At 62.4% G+C, this 14,177-nt stretch carries 7 protein-coding genes; 2 read left to right on the forward strand and 5 right to left on the reverse strand.

The window, feature by feature from the left end:
* Positions 1-10: 10 nt before the first annotated feature.
* Positions 11-2,221 carry an LTA synthase family protein gene (locus AC1UK9_RS11730; protein ID WP_482580138.1) on the reverse strand — a complete coding sequence of 737 codons (2,211 nt, stop codon included), beginning with the start codon at positions 2,219-2,221 and terminating at the stop codon, positions 11-13.
* A 493-nt stretch (positions 2,222-2,714) separates the two neighbouring features.
* Between AC1UK9_RS11730 and AC1UK9_RS11735 the strand changes: the two genes are divergently transcribed.
* On the forward strand, positions 2,715-3,269 hold the full coding sequence (locus tag AC1UK9_RS11735) for a hypothetical protein (RefSeq protein ID WP_482580139.1): 555 nt from the start codon (positions 2,715-2,717) through the stop codon (positions 3,267-3,269).
* Between the two features lie 174 nt (positions 3,270-3,443).
* On the opposite strand, the gene AC1UK9_RS11740 is transcribed toward AC1UK9_RS11735, so the two are convergent.
* From AC1UK9_RS11740 to AC1UK9_RS11755, 4 genes are all read right to left on the reverse strand, one after another.
* Complete coding sequence (locus AC1UK9_RS11740; protein WP_482580140.1) at positions 3,444-3,923, reverse strand: copper chaperone PCu(A)C; 480 nt, start codon at positions 3,921-3,923, stop codon at positions 3,444-3,446.
* On the reverse strand, positions 3,923-4,528 hold the full coding sequence (locus tag AC1UK9_RS11745; RefSeq protein ID WP_473015313.1) for an SCO family protein: 606 nt from the start codon (positions 4,526-4,528) through the stop codon (positions 3,923-3,925). Before AC1UK9_RS11745 ends, AC1UK9_RS11740 begins: the two co-directional genes overlap by 1 nt.
* Positions 4,529-4,684: 156 nt before the next feature.
* Positions 4,685-6,091, reverse strand: a complete 1,407-nt coding sequence (locus AC1UK9_RS11750) for an efflux transporter outer membrane subunit (protein ID WP_029977436.1) — start codon at positions 6,089-6,091, stop codon at positions 4,685-4,687.
* Between the two features lie 105 nt (positions 6,092-6,196).
* Entirely contained in the window at positions 6,197-6,991 is a 795-nt protein-coding gene (locus AC1UK9_RS11755) for a helix-turn-helix transcriptional regulator (RefSeq protein WP_025109113.1), read from the reverse strand.
* Positions 6,992-7,479: 488 nt separating this feature from the next.
* On the opposite strand from AC1UK9_RS11755, the gene AC1UK9_RS11760 reads away from it, so the two are divergent.
* Positions 7,480-13,893, forward strand: coding sequence for an amino acid adenylation domain-containing protein (locus AC1UK9_RS11760; RefSeq protein ID WP_482580141.1), 6,414 nt, complete (start codon positions 7,480-7,482; stop codon positions 13,891-13,893).
* The last annotated feature ends 284 nt before the right edge of the window (positions 13,894-14,177 follow it).

Below are 14,177 nucleotides of genomic sequence, written 5' to 3' on the forward strand. Positions count from 1 at the left end.
TGGCAATACCTCAACTCGATTGCGCGGTGTCGTCGTCCGGCAGCGCATCCAGTGGATCTTCCTGCCCTGGCAACTCAGTGATCACACTGAAATCCGTGACCTCGACCGCCCCCAGCCCATAGCCCAGCAAGTGGAACGAGAAGGCCTTGCGCTGTTTCGGGTTGTCGAAACTGAAATCCATCTCCAGTGGCTGGTCCGCCGTGGCGACCATCTCGGTCGGCAGTCCCAATTGCACGTCCTGTTCGAACTCCTTGGCCTTGAGCTGAATGTACGCCGTCTGCTGTGGATCGACTGAACGCACGGTCAGGCGCACGCGAGTGTGCGAGCCCTTGGGCATTTCCAGGTATTGCGCACCGATCAGGTTGTCGGCCCAGTCATCCTTGATCTGCGCCTGCAGCGGGATCACGTTGTTGCTGCCGAACTGATAGCGCTGATTGAGCGGTGTGCGCAGCAGCGACAGGTCCAGCGCCATGGCGCGCGCCGCAATCTGTCGGGCCTGCTGGCTGCTTTCGTTGCCCTTGAAGGTGGCGCTGTCGGCAATGAACCCGGCACTTTCGTAGTAGCGGCAACGGCGCGGCATGTCGCACTCGGAGAACGTCCCCTGACCGTTGTGGTAGCGCAGTTTGCCGTTGGTGTAAGACATGATTTCACGCCCGCTGGCGTAGTCGCGAAACAGCGAGCGGCCGCTCAATGCCGTAGGCACCGGCAGGTCGAAATAGTCGAGGATCGACGCGCTCAGATCGACATGCCCATAGACTCCGGCATTCAGCCGCGGCAGTTGTTCGTGTTCCGGCGCCAGCGTCAGGTTGAAACCCCAGGACGATGCCAGGCGCACGCCATCGATGCCGTGGGATTCATCCGAGGTGATCACCACCAGCGTGTCCTTGAGCACGCCCTGGCGTTCGAGACCGCTGAGGAACTGCTCCAGCGCATCGTCGAGATAACCGACGGCGGCCTGTTTCGGTGTGTCGTAACGCTCCAGGTATTGCTCCGGTGCGGAGTAGGGCTGGTGCGTGCCGACGGTCAGCAGGGTGAGCATCCACGGTTGTTTCTGCTTCTTCAGTTGGCTGACGTAATCCAGTGCGCCTTCGAAGAACGCCTTGTCATCCTTGCCCCAGGGGAATTCCAGGTAGTTGGCGTTGGTGAACCACTCCAGACCATGGGTCGCATCGAAGCCGATGTGCGGCATGATCTTGTCTTTGGCCATGAAGCGCAGCCCGGCGCCTTGCAGGTAGTGGGTGCTGAACCCGTTCTGCCGCAGTTGCGCCGGCAGGCATGCCTGATTGCGTTCGTGCTGGGTGAGCATTTCCACGCCCTTGGGCGTACCGTTGTTGAGTTTGTCGTAATCGCCACAGAGCATGGCGTACAGGCCGCGAATGGTCTGGTGGGTATGCAGTACGTAATCGGGCGTGTTCATGCCGCGCTCGGCCCAGCGGCTGAGGTTGGGCATCAGGTCTTCCTGATAATGGCTGCCGATCGCCTCGCGGTTGGCGCGGATGTAGGCGCCGGGAATGCCTTCCAGCGTAATGATCAGTACGTTGCGCGCCTGCCCCGGCGCGGCCAGCAGTTTGTGTCCGTTGAGGTCCAGATCCGTCAGCCCGGTCATCTGCGGCGCGGGTTCTTCGGCGTCACCGTCCAGCCATTCTTCGGCCTGCAATTGCAGATCGGCCACCTGCGTGGCGAGCAAGTGGTGCGGCAGGTTGTACAGGCGCCACGGGTCTTGATCGTTCGGCCACAGGTTCTGCACACCCCAGTGCGCGGCAAACAGCAGCGCCGGTGCCGCCCACAGCGAGCGGGGCAGCGCGGGCGCGGGTTGGGCGCGATTGGCGAAACGGGTCGCTAGCCAGAAGATCAGCGCCAGTCCCAGAATGATGCCCACGGCAGGATGGGCAAGACCGCCCCCCGTGGAGTTTTCCACGAACTGCGGGTCAATCAGGTAATGCAGATCGGCCGGGTTCGGCAGTCGGCCGACCGCGCTGACCAGCTCGGTCGTAGCCACCGCCAGCAGGCCCCAGAACAACAGCAACGGCAACGCCAACCACCACGCACGGCGATGCAGCAACACCAGCAGCAGGCTGCCGATCGCCAGATCGGACAAGTAGCCCAGCGACGATGACCAGCCCAGCGCCGCGCGCAGGCACACCGGTACGATCAGTACCAGCAGAATCAGAGAAAAGAGGCGGGCGTGTGGTTGCCGCAACCAACGAAAAAGAACGCTCACAAAAAGATCTTCCAGCCATCAAACCGTCATAAAAGTGTGCGCGATGATACCAAGGGTGGGCTGTCTGATCGCCCTTTTAAACACATGCCTGATCTGCTCTCGTCAGCCCGGCAGATGCCCTCACGCCGTGCCAGGCGTTCGTGTCAGCCGAATAGGGGACCGATGACGAGTGGTGTGCTCCGGTGGATTTATTGTTTCAGACTGTTTAAGGGGCGCCGTCGCAAGCTCCGGTCGATGTGCTTTGTGGACAGGGTGATAGGCACTCAGTAGCATTTGCGCCCAACGGATTTTCCCTTTGCACGTCGCCCGGCGTGGAACTCTCAAGGAATCGACATGCGCGACACCCCCAATGGCCAACAACGAACGGTCGTGACCCTGGTCAACGGCGAGATTCACCAAAAAACCCGGATCAGTTCCAGCTCGGGGATGTCTCGGCAAAGTGTGCGTGACGCATTGGCTCGAAAGCATTGATGACGACAGGCCAGAATTAGCCATGCAAGCGTTCAAGAGTGGAAAGGTCGTCGTCGAGTTCGCTGATTTCAGAGGAACGATGGTTCGCCATGAGCAGTTTTTGATGCCTGACAGCGGGCGTCAGGATCGATATTGGGTCAGGACTGCACAGGGTGACCTGCCGCTGGATCTGTTCAACAAGGACCTGCCGGTCAAGCGGGGCCATGAGATATCGGTGCTCTACGGTTGCGTGCCGGGCGGCGAGCTCAGGAGCGCGATCTGTGTGTTCAACCACTGCGAGGGCCGACTCACGCCGCTGTCGGAGGGGAAAGCACTTCACGAAGAGTTGTTTCCTCGCAGCCGGAAGAACCTCCCGTTTATTGCCTGCCTGGCGACTTCCGCAGTGGCGGGGGCCTACTTCGATTGGTGGGGCGCGTCTGCGGGATTTGTCGTTTACTACCTGCTGAAAGCCGAGAGCGCCAAACGCAACATGCTTCTGGTCAATGGTCTGAATCTGCATCTGGAGAAATTGAGCAAGGGTTATGTGCGTGAAGCGACTCGGCGCAGGATCACGCGGTTGCTCGCGCGAAATCTTTGAACCAAGGGATGTGGGACAGTTATTCGCCGACGACTCATTTATGAACACAGCGACTGCGTTTGGGCGGCCAGACACATGATCACCCGCGCGATTGCGCCAACGTGTAACGCGCAAAAAAAGGGGCGGCCTGATCAATCGATCGGGCCGCCCCTTTTTCATTGCCGCAAAGTCGGATCAATGCATCTTGCTGTGATCGTGACCTTCCATAGTGGTCAGCGAACGGACTTGGGCTTTGACTTCAACGGTCTCTTTCTCGCCCTTGGCGTTTTCCACGGTGAGGGTCAGCGGCACGCTTTCGCCTTCCTTGAGCTGGCCGTTCAGGCCCATCAGCATCACGTGGTAGCCGTTCGGGTCGAACTTGACGGCTTTGCCGGCCGGCAGGTCAACCGATTTGACCGGGCCCATGCTCATCACGTCGTTCTTCATCGACATTTCGTGGATCTGCACATCTTTGGCCACTGGCGAGGCAACGCTCAGCAGTTTGCTGTTGCTGTCGGCGGTGACGGTCATGAACGCGCCGCTGGCCGATTGGGTCGGCACGGTCGCACGCACCCAGGCGTCGTCGACCTTGGTCTGGGCGGAAACCTGAAATGCCAGGCCCAGCAGGGACAGACCGAAAACGGCGCGTTTGATGTTGTTCAGAACGGGGTGCATCAGCAGACCTCCATAACGGTGAGCAAATCTTCCGTGCACTCTTGTGCCGAAAGCGATACAGACAGACCCATGCGCAGCTGGCCGCGCGAGTCGTAGACGTAACTGGTGGACGTGTGAGAGATGGTGTAAGTGTCGCCCGCCGGCACCTTCTCGTAGAACACGTCGAATTCCTTGGCGGTGGCCTTGGTTTCTTCCAGCGTGCCGTACAGCGCGACGAAGCTCGGGTCGAAGGCTTTGACGTAGGCGTCGAGGATCTGCGGCGTGTCGCGCTCCGGGTCCAGGGTGATGAAAATCACCTGCAGACGGTCGCCGTCCTTGCCCATCAGTTTCTTGATTTGCGCCGCGCGGGCGAGGGTGGTCGGGCACACCGCTGGGCATTGGGTGAAGCCGAAGAAGATCATCGGCATCAGGCCACGGAAGCTCGACAGCGACATGGTTTCGCCGTCGGTGTTCTTCAGTTTGAAGGTGCGTCCGAGGATCTTGTCACTCAGGTCCTTGCCGTACTTGTACGACAGTTGGCCACGGGTGTCGCAGCCGGCGAGCAGGCCCAGGCCCAGCACGCCCATTCCCGCAAGCACCTTGCGGCGAGTCAACAAAGCCGTCATCTAATACCGCCTTTTGCAGCCCGTCAGTCAGCAGGACTGGCGGGGGGTTAACCGTAAAAGCGGCGCATGATACCAAACTGCAGGCAGACGCCGGCCGCGGATCGCCGCGCAGCGTAGGATCGGGCGACAAAAGGTGTAAGAAAAAGTGACGAGTGACTACTGAACGCTGACCTCATCGGCCCGCCAGCCGCCGCCCAGCGCGGTGTACAGGTTGACCTCGGCGACCAGTTGCGCCAGCCGGTCAGTGATCAGACCCTGTTGCGAACTGAACAGTGAGCGCTGTGCGTCGAGAAACGTCAGGCTGCTGTCGACGCCGTTCTGGTAACGGTGTTGCGCCAGGTTGTAGTAGTCCTGCGTGGCCTGCACCAGGTCGCGCTGCGCCTGCAGTTGTTGCTGGTACGTGCCTCGTGCCGCCAGTCCGTCGGCGACCTCCTGGAACGCGGTCTGAATCGATTTCTCGTATTCGGCGACGGCCACATCTTTTTGCAGTTTCGAATAATCCAAGCTCGCGCGCAGGCTGCCGGCGTTGAAAATCGGCAGGTTGATTTGCGGCTGGAAAGTCCACGCACCGGACCCTGCGCTGAACAGCCCGGCGAGATCGCGGCTGGAGGTGCCGGCGTTGGCGGTCAGGCTCACACTGGGGAAAAACGCCGCACGCGCCGCGCCGATATTGGCGTTGGCGGCCTTAAGTTTCGACTCGGCCTGAAGAATGTCCGGGCGCCGTTGCAGCAGGTCCGACGGCAACCCGGCCGGCAGTTGCTGCACCAGATCGCTGGACAGCGGCTGCGCGGGCAACGTCGCGGGGACCTGAGTGCCGACCAACAGTGTCAGGCTGTTCAGATCCTGAGCCACTTGGCGTTGATAGCGCGCCAGATTGGCTCGCGAGCTGTCGACGCTGGTCTTGGCCTGCGCCTGTTCCAGCGCCGAGGACTTGCCGGCATCCCGGTTGCGGGTGGTCAGGCGCAGGCTCTGTTCGTCGGCCGCGAGGGTCTGGCGGGTCAATTCGAGCAGCTCCTGATCGGCACGCCAGGTCAGGTAGGCATTGGCGACGTTGGCCACCAGGCTCAGCTCGGCACTGCGCCGCGCCTGTTCGGTCGAAAGCCAGGTCTGCAACGCCTGCTCGCTGAGGCTGCGTACCCGGCCGAAAAAATCCAGTTCATAGGCGCTGACGCCCAGATTCACCCCATAGGTCGAATTGATCAGCGCTTTGCTGCGGGTCACGCTGGGCGGCACGCGCTGGCGCGATTCACTGGCGTTGGCCGACACCGCCGGCAGCAGGTCGGCGCGCTGGATCCGGTACTGCGCCTGAAACGCCTCGACGTTCAGCGCCGCCACCCGCAAGTCGCGATTGTTGACCAGTGCGCTTTCGATCAACTGTTGCAGCGCCGCGTCGTTGAACAGCGTGCGCCAGTCTTCAGTGCGCGTTGCAGGCTGTGTCTGTGCCGGGTAAACGGCGCCTTGCGGATACTGCGCAGCGCTCGGCGAGGCAGGGCGCTGGTACTCGGGAATCAACGAACAACCGGCCAACACAACGGCCAGGGACAATAAGGAAATGCGCAACATCGAACGTTCTCATGCAGAAAAAAGGCGTGCCCGTTTCGGCACAGTCGGGCCAAGGCACTGCAGCCCCTCGGCCCAATGGAAAATCCTGATTGCGCTTGTCGGGGATCAGGCCCCGGCCATCCACCGTGCCAGGCCATGCCGCCCGCTGACCCCGAGTTTGGCGGTCGCACGTTTGAGATAAGTCTCGACCGAACTGCTCTTGACCCGCAGCTTCTCGGCCAGCTGCGGCACGGTGCCGCCGGTCAGCAGACCGAGGCAGACTTCTTTTTCCCGCGCCGACAGGACCACGCCGCCCAGCGCCAGACGCTCATCGAACACCTGCTGCAAGGGTGCCTGTTCCAGATCGGCCAATGGCTGGCGTGGCTGTTTGGCGATGATCTGCCGACTCAGGTGCGCGTGGCGCTCGATCAGCGGCAACAGCGTGTCGGACAGGCTTTTGAGAAACGACAGCTCCGGCAGGGAAAACACCCGTTGCGTATGCGGCCGATAGAACGAGATGACACAACGGCGGTTGGAGGTGCGCGATACCAGATTGCACTGGTGCACGCTGTGCTGCGGATGTCTGGGCTGGAGCGATGCTTTGAGTTGAATCAGCAGTGAATCATTCATCTCGATCATCTTCTGCAACAGCGGATGATCGTCCGGGCGTTGCAACGGATCCGGCGGCGGGAAGGTCTGCGGCAGGCCCGCGCTGCCCAGCGCCTTGATCTCGACCACGCTGGCCTGGCGTTCGTCCAGCGTCCATTCGCTGAGATCGACCCGGTTGACCGGCACCAGGGTGTCGACCAACTGGAACAGGTTGCTGGCGAAATGATCGTCGCCGGTGCTGGCAATCAGTTCTCCCAGTTGCCAGTAGAAATGCGGGTTTTCCATGTTGCGAATGCTGCCGGTCAGATTCATATCCTTGTCATCCCTGGTTCCGAGTCATCACCGAGTCGTCCGCTGTTTATGCAAAAGCCGCCCACGCAATCATCTCTCCTTGAAACTGATCTGGGGCGGGATTTAAGCCTATGGTTTTGCCCTGCGTCTGTAGGGGAAACCGGGGACACAAAGTGCCATCATTTCTGAAAGTTGGCGCCGGGCTTCTGACGGTGTTTGGTACAGGTGCCGTGCTTTGTGTGACTGTTTGGTCACGTTAAAGCCCCGGAAACCGGGGAAGTTGTGCTGTTGTGTGCTGGCTGAGCAGGTCGATGGCAGCGCTAGCGTGTGGCATTTTTCCTACAAGCTTTTCAGTGTTTCCTCTCCGAACTTTTAGAAACTTCCGGCCCTATCAGGCACAACAAGGGCTGACAGCCCCGTGCGGCGGACCGGATTGTCCGGGTTTCACGTGTCATGTCAGCGCCGGGGGCGATGCTTGAATAGGCGCAAAATCACATGAGAAGGATCTTATGCCGCCTATTTCTGCCCCTGCGGCGGACACCCCGTCCGCATCGCTCCAGACGTATCCGCTGACTGCTGCGCAGTTGGACATCTGGCTGGATCAGCTGAGTCGCGGCGATTCGCCGTTGTACAACATCGGCGGGTATATGAACCTGAGCGGCCCACTGGATCCGGCTTGCATGCAGGCGGCCCTCGAAGGTCTGGTGGCCCGGCATGACGCCATGCGCACGGTCCTGTTGCCGGGCGCCGGTGTCGATGGCCTGCCTTTGCAGCGATTTGCCCACGCTTTGCCTGCACCGATGCCGATTCACGATGTGTCGGCGCACGCCGACCCGGAGTCGGCAGCGCGGGCATTGATTCAGCAGCGCATCGATCAGCCCTTCGTGCTGGATGGCGGTCCCCTGTTCCGTTTCCTGCTGATCCGCCTCGACGAGCAGCGGCATTGGTTGTCGATTCTGGCCCACCATTTGATCGTCGATGGCTGGAGCTTCGGAGAAATGCTCAAGTCGCTGGACGAGATCTACAACGCCTTGGCGCACGGCCGGCCCGCACCGGCCACCGCGCCGTCGTACATCGACTTCATCGAAGACAATGCGCGCTATCACGGCTCGCCCCGCTATACGCTGGACCGTGCCTACTGGCTGGACAAGTACCGAGAATTGCCCGAGCCGCTGCTGCTGCCGCGCCACCAACAGAGTCTGGCCGGCGCCGCTGCCCAGACTCAGGTCCTTGCGCAGCCCCTGCCGGCGCTGCTGCACCAGCGCATGAAACAGGTGGCGCGGGAGTTTGGCGCTTCGGCGTTCCATGTCCTATTGGCGGCGTTGCACGTGTATTTCAGCCGCACCGCGCAGCGTGACGAATGGGTGGTGGGGCTGCCGATCCTCAACCGCTCCGGTGCACGCTTCAAATCCACCCTCGGGCTGTTCGCGCAAATCAGTGCAGTGCGCATGGGCTTTGGCCGCGAACAGACATTCGGTGAGCTGATCAGGGCTATTCGCGATGAACTGAAAAAGGATTTCCGTCATCAGCGCTTTCCCTTGAGTGAGATGAACCGCGCCCTGGGCCTGTTGCGCGAGGACCGTTCGCAACTGTTCGAACTGACCGTTTCCTACGAGCAGGACACCCACGATTACCGCTATGGCGAGGCGCTGGCGCGGGTTACCAAGGTCTCCAACGTGGAAGAGGCGACGCCACTGGCGGTGCACCTGCTGAGTAATCTGGCCAACGATGACGCGCGCCTGTACCTGATTTACAGCGAGGCGTATTTCAGTGCCGAGGAGGTCAAGGCTCTGGCCGAGCGCTGGCTGCTGATCCTGGAACAAGGACTGGAGGCGGTGAACCTGCCGGTCATGGAGTTCAGCCTGAGCACTCCTGAAGAAGTCGCGCTGCTGCAACAATGGAATGCGACGCGGGTGGACTATCCGAGCGTAACCACGATTGAGCAGCGCATCGAGGCTCAAGCGGTGCAACGGCCGCAGGCGTTGGCGGCGGTTCACCAAGGGCAATGCCTGACTTATGCCGAGCTCAATCAGCGCGCCAACGCGCTCGCTCATCATCTGCTCGATCTCGGCGTGCGCCCGGATGACCGGGTGGCGATCATCGCGCGGCGCGGGCTCGACACGCTGGTCGGGCTGTTGGCGATTCTCAAGGCTGGCGCCGCCTATGTACCGCTCGACCCGGCGCACCCGGCCGAACGCCTGAGCTATCTGCTGGATGACAGCGCGCCGCTGGCGGTGCTGACTCAAAGTGCATTGCGCGGGCATCTGCCGGCGTTGTCGGTGCCGGTGATCGAGCTGGATCGCCAGACCTGGTCCGCCGCCAACCTTGGCGCGCCGAAAGTGCCTGGACTGACCCCGGCAAACCTCGCCTATGTGATTTATACCTCCGGCTCAACCGGCCTGCCCAAAGGGGTGATGGTCGAGCACCGGACCTTGTGCAATCTGGTGGATTGGCACGCTGACGTTTTCGACTTGAATGCCGGCAGCCATACCTCAAGTCTCGCCGGGTTCGGTTTTGACGCGATGGCTTGGGAAGTCTGGCCGGCGCTGTGCGTGGGCGCGATCCTGCACCTGGCGCCCGCCAGCGATGGCAGCGAAGACATCGATGCGCTGCTCGACTGGTGGCGTGCGCAGCCGCTGGATGTCAGCTTTTTGCCAACCCCGATTGCCGAATACGCGTTCAGTCGGCAACTCGATCACCCGACCTTGCGCACCCTGCTGATCGGTGGTGATCGCCTGCGTCAGTTCCCGCGCCAGCAATCGTTCGCGGTGATCAACAACTACGGCCCGACCGAAGCCACGGTGGTGGCGACCTCCGGGCGTATCGAAGCCGGGCAGGCGCTGCACATCGGCAAACCCGTTAGCAACGCCACGGTGTATCTGCTCGATGAGCAGCAGCAACCGGTGCCGCTTGGCGTGAGCGGTGAGTTGTACGTCGGCGGTGCCGGGGTCGCCCGTGGTTACCTGAACCGTGCGGACCTGACCGCCGAACGCTTTCTGCGCGACCCGTTCAGCGCTGAAACGGGGGCGCGGATGTACCGCACCGGCGACCTTGCACGCTGGCGCGCCGACGGTCATCTGGAATATCTGGGGCGCAATGACGACCAAGTGAAAATCCGTGGTGTACGCATCGAGCCGGGGGAAATCGAGAGCGCACTCGCCAGCCATGCGGCGGTACGCGAAGCCGTGGTGCTGGTGCGCGACGGGCAGTTGTTGGCCTGGTTCACCGAGCAGGCGCCGCTGGATATCAATCAATTGCACGGGCACCTCAAAGAGCGCCTGACCAGCGCCATGCTGCCGAGCGCCTACGTACGCCTGCCGGCTCTGCCGCTGACCGCCAACGGCAAGGTTGACCGCAAGGCGCTGCCGGTGCCCGGGCCGGACGATCTGATTCGTCGCGAATACGAAGCGCCGCAAGGCGAGGTCGAAATGGCCTTGGCGCAGATCTGGGCTGAAGTGCTGCAAGTCGAGCGGGTCGGGCGTCACGACCATTTCTTTGAACTGGGCGGGCATTCGTTACTGGCGGTGATTCTGATCGAGCGCATGCGCCAGCTCGATTTGAGCAGCGACGTGCGCGTGCTGTTCAGCCAGCCGACCCTGGCGGCACTGGCCGCCTCGGTCGGCAGCGGGCGCGAAATCGAGGTGCCGGCCAATCGCATCGCCGCCGATTGCACGCACATCACTCCAGCGATGCTGGCGCTGGTGCAACTGGAGCAGGCGGACATCGAGCGAATCATCGCCACGGTGCCGGGCGGAGCTGCCAACGTGCAGGACATTTATCCGCTGGCGCCGTTGCAGGAAGGCATTCTCTACCACCACATCACCGCCGCGCAGGGCGATCCGTACCTGCTGCAATCCCAATTGGCGTTCGACAGTATCGAGCGCGTCGAGGCCTTCGCCACTGCGTTGCGCCAAGTCATGGCGCGTCATGACATTCTGCGCACGGCGGTGGTCTGGGAAGGCTTGAGCACGCCGGTGCAGGTGGTGTGGCGTGACGCGCTGCTGCCGTTGCAGGAGGTCGAACTTGATCCGCTTGACGGGCCGATCCTCGAGCAGTTGCACGCGCGCTTCAACGCCCGGCGTTATCGTCTCGACGTCAGTCAGGCGCCGCTGATGCGTCTGGTGTATGCCCGTGACCCGGCGCTGGGCAGGGTGGTGGGGATTCTGCTGTTCCATCACTTGGCGATGGACCACATCGCCCTCGAAGTGATGCGCGGCGAGTTGCAGGCCAGTCTGTCGGGGCAGGCTGTGGCGCTGGCGCCGCCAGTGCCGTATCGCAATTACGTGGCGCAGGCGCGGCTTGGCGTCAGCGAGCAGGAGCACGAGGTTTTTTTCCGCGAACAACTGGCGGACATCGATGAACCGACCCTGCCGTTCGGCCTGCAAGAAGTGCAGGGCGACGGGCGCGGCATCGACGAGGCGCAGCAGGCGCTGCCGACAGACGTCTATCAGCATTTGCGCCATCAGGCGCGCCAGGCCGGTGTCAGCGTCGCGAGCCTGATTCATCTGGCGTGGGCGCGGGTGCTGGCGGCGACGTCCGGTCAGCAACGTGTGGTATTCGGCACGGTACTGATGGGACGCATGCAGGGCGGCGAGGGTGCTGACCGGGCGCTGGGGGTGTTCATCAATACCTTGCCGCTGCGCATCGACGTCGACGCCGGAGTGCTGGACGCCGTGCGTGTCACCCACGCGCGGCTGACCGCGCTGCTCGGGCACGAACACGCTTCATTGGCGCTGGCCCAGCGTTGCAGCGGGGTGGCGTCGCCGTCGCCGCTGTTCAGCGCGCTGCTCAATTACCGGCACAGTGATGAATCGGAGTTGCTGGAGCCGTCCCGGCAGTCCTGGCAAGGCATCGAAACCCTGGCCAACGAAGAACGCACCAACTATCCGCTGACCATGAGCGTGGATGATTATGGCAACGGCTTGCGCCTCACCGGCCGGGCTGTGGCGCAGATCGGCGCGCAGCGGATCTGCGGTTACATGCACGCGGCGTTGAGCGGCCTGGTGCAGGCGTTGGAGCAGGTGCCGCAACAGCCGTTGAACCGCTTGCCGATTCTGCAAGCCGATGAGTTGCAGCGCTTGCTGGTGGACTTCAACGCGACGCAAGTCGAGTGCCCGCTGGAGCAACCGCTGCATGTGATGTTCGAAGCACAAGTGCGGCGCCGACCTGACGCGGTCGCCGTGCAGACGGCGGAACAGCGCCTGAGCTATCGCGAACTCAACGAACGCGCCAACCGCCTGGCCCATCACCTGCGCGAACTTGGTGTACAGCCGGATGCGCGAGTGGCGATCTGCGTCGAGCGCGGGCTGGATCTGGTGGTTGGTCTGCTCGGCATTCTCAAGGCGGGCGGCGCCTATGTGCCGTTGGACCCGGACTATCCGCTGGAACGTCTGAACTACATGTTGCTGGACAGCGCGCCGGTCGCGCTGTTGGTGCACGGCGCCACACACCAACTGCTCGGTGACCCGGGTGTGGCGTTGATCGACCTGGATCGCGGCAGTTGGGAACAGCAGCCGACAGGGAATCTTCAGGTACCAGGCCTCAGCGCTTCGAACCTCGCTTACATGATCTACACCTCGGGTTCTACGGGCCTGCCGAAGGGCGTGATGATCGAGCACCGCAGCGCCTGCAACATGGTGCACTGGGGTTCGCAACTCAGTCCGCCAACCGAACACGGCGCACTGCTGCAAAAGGCGCCGTTCAGCTTCGACAGTTCGGTATGGGAGATCTTCTGGCCGCTGTGCTCCGGCATGCGTCTGGTGCTGGCGCGGCCCGACGGCAACCGCGATTCGGCGTACGTGGTGCAGACCATCCGCCAGCAACAGGTGACGGTGGTCAAGTTCGTGCCGGCGTTGCTGCAGCAGTTCATCGAGCAGGAGGGTGTCGAGCAATGCACCAGCCTCACCGACGTGCTTAATGGTGGCGGCGAACTCAGTGCTGCGCTGGCGCGGCAGGTGCGCGCGCGGCTGCCGTGGGTGCGTTTGCACAACGTCTATGGCCCGACTGAAACCACGGTCGACAGCACCGGCTGGACGCTGGAACCGGCAATGCCGGTGCCGGACAGCGTGGTGCCGATTGGTAAAGCGTTGAGCAACACGCGTTTGTATGTGCTTGACGCTTACGACCAACCGGTGCCGCAAGGCGTCAGCGGTCAGTTGCACATTGGCGGTGTCGGCGTGGCGCGCGGTTATCACGGCTTGCCCGAGATGCAGGCCGAGCGTTTCATCGACAGCCCGTTTGTAGCGGGTGATCGGCTGTACCGCACCGGCGATCTGGTGCGTTACAACAACGACGGCGAACTGGAGTTTCTCGGCCGCAACGACTTCCAGATCAAGCTGCGTGGCTTGCGTCTGGAGCCAGGAGAAATCGAGGCGCGGCTGATCGAGCATCCGGCAATTCGCGAAGCGGTGGTGATGGTGCGCGACGAGCGTCTGGTGGCCTGGTACAGCGTGCGCTCTGGCGTAGATGAACCCAGCCTGGAGACCTTGCGCGCCCATGTGCTGGAGCGTTTGCCGGAGTACATGGTGCCCGGTGCGTTCGTGCGGCTCGACGCCTTGCCGCTGACACCAAACGACAAGATCGACCGCAAAGCCCTGCCGGAACCGGGTGCGGATGCAGTGATCAACCGGCCTTACGTGGCGCCGCAGGGTGACGTCGAAACCACGCTGGCGCAGATCTGGGGCGAGGTGCTCGGCGTCGAACAGGTCGGGCGGCACGACAACTTCTTCGAACTGGGCGGGCATTCACTGCTGGCGGTGAGTCTGGTGGCGCGCATGCGTCAGAGTGGTCTGCACACCGACGCCCGGGCACTGTTCAGCCAGCCGACGCTGGCGGCGCTGGCGCTCAGCACCACCGATCAGGCGCAGCAAGTGCTCATTCCACAAACCACCATCCCGAGCCTCAACCGCAAACGCCGGCTCTGACCCGGAACTGATTGTGCAAACCAAATCCTGTGGAAGGGGGCTTGCTCCCGAATGCGCTGTAACAGTCGCCATCAATATCGACTGAACCAGCGCATTCGTCGGAACGCCGCCCGGAGCAAGCCCGCACCCACAGGGAGGATCTGCGGCGCCAATGCCGGCCGCTTGTCCCCGCTTCCCATGTCAGCCCCCCAGGCCTCGATGTTTTAGCTTTTCCCGGCTGCGCGCATCTCGCACGGACTCGCGGCTGCGCGCTCCTTTTTCTCGTATTTACAGCAGGTTATCCC

The organism is Pseudomonas sp. AK-TSAG1-1 (assembly GCF_056821665.1).

Bases quoted from the DNA above. Each gene is read 5' to 3' on its own strand.
- AC1UK9_RS11755 (WP_025109113.1), bottom strand. From the start codon at position 6,991: ATGAATCTGACCGGCAGCATTCGCAACATGGAAAACCCGCATTTCTAC.
- AC1UK9_RS11735 (WP_482580139.1), top strand. From the start codon at position 2,715: ATGCAAGCGTTCAAGAGTGGAAAGGTCGTCGTCGAGTTCGCTGATTTC.
- AC1UK9_RS11740 (WP_482580140.1), bottom strand. From the start codon at position 3,923: ATGCACCCCGTTCTGAACAACATCAAACGCGCCGTTTTCGGTCTGTCC.
- AC1UK9_RS11750 (WP_029977436.1), bottom strand. From the start codon at position 6,091: ATGTTGCGCATTTCCTTATTGTCCCTGGCCGTTGTGTTGGCCGGTTGT.
- AC1UK9_RS11760 (WP_482580141.1), top strand. From the start codon at position 7,480: ATGCCGCCTATTTCTGCCCCTGCGGCGGACACCCCGTCCGCATCGCTC.
- AC1UK9_RS11745 (WP_473015313.1), bottom strand. From the start codon at position 4,528: ATGACGGCTTTGTTGACTCGCCGCAAGGTGCTTGCGGGAATGGGCGTG.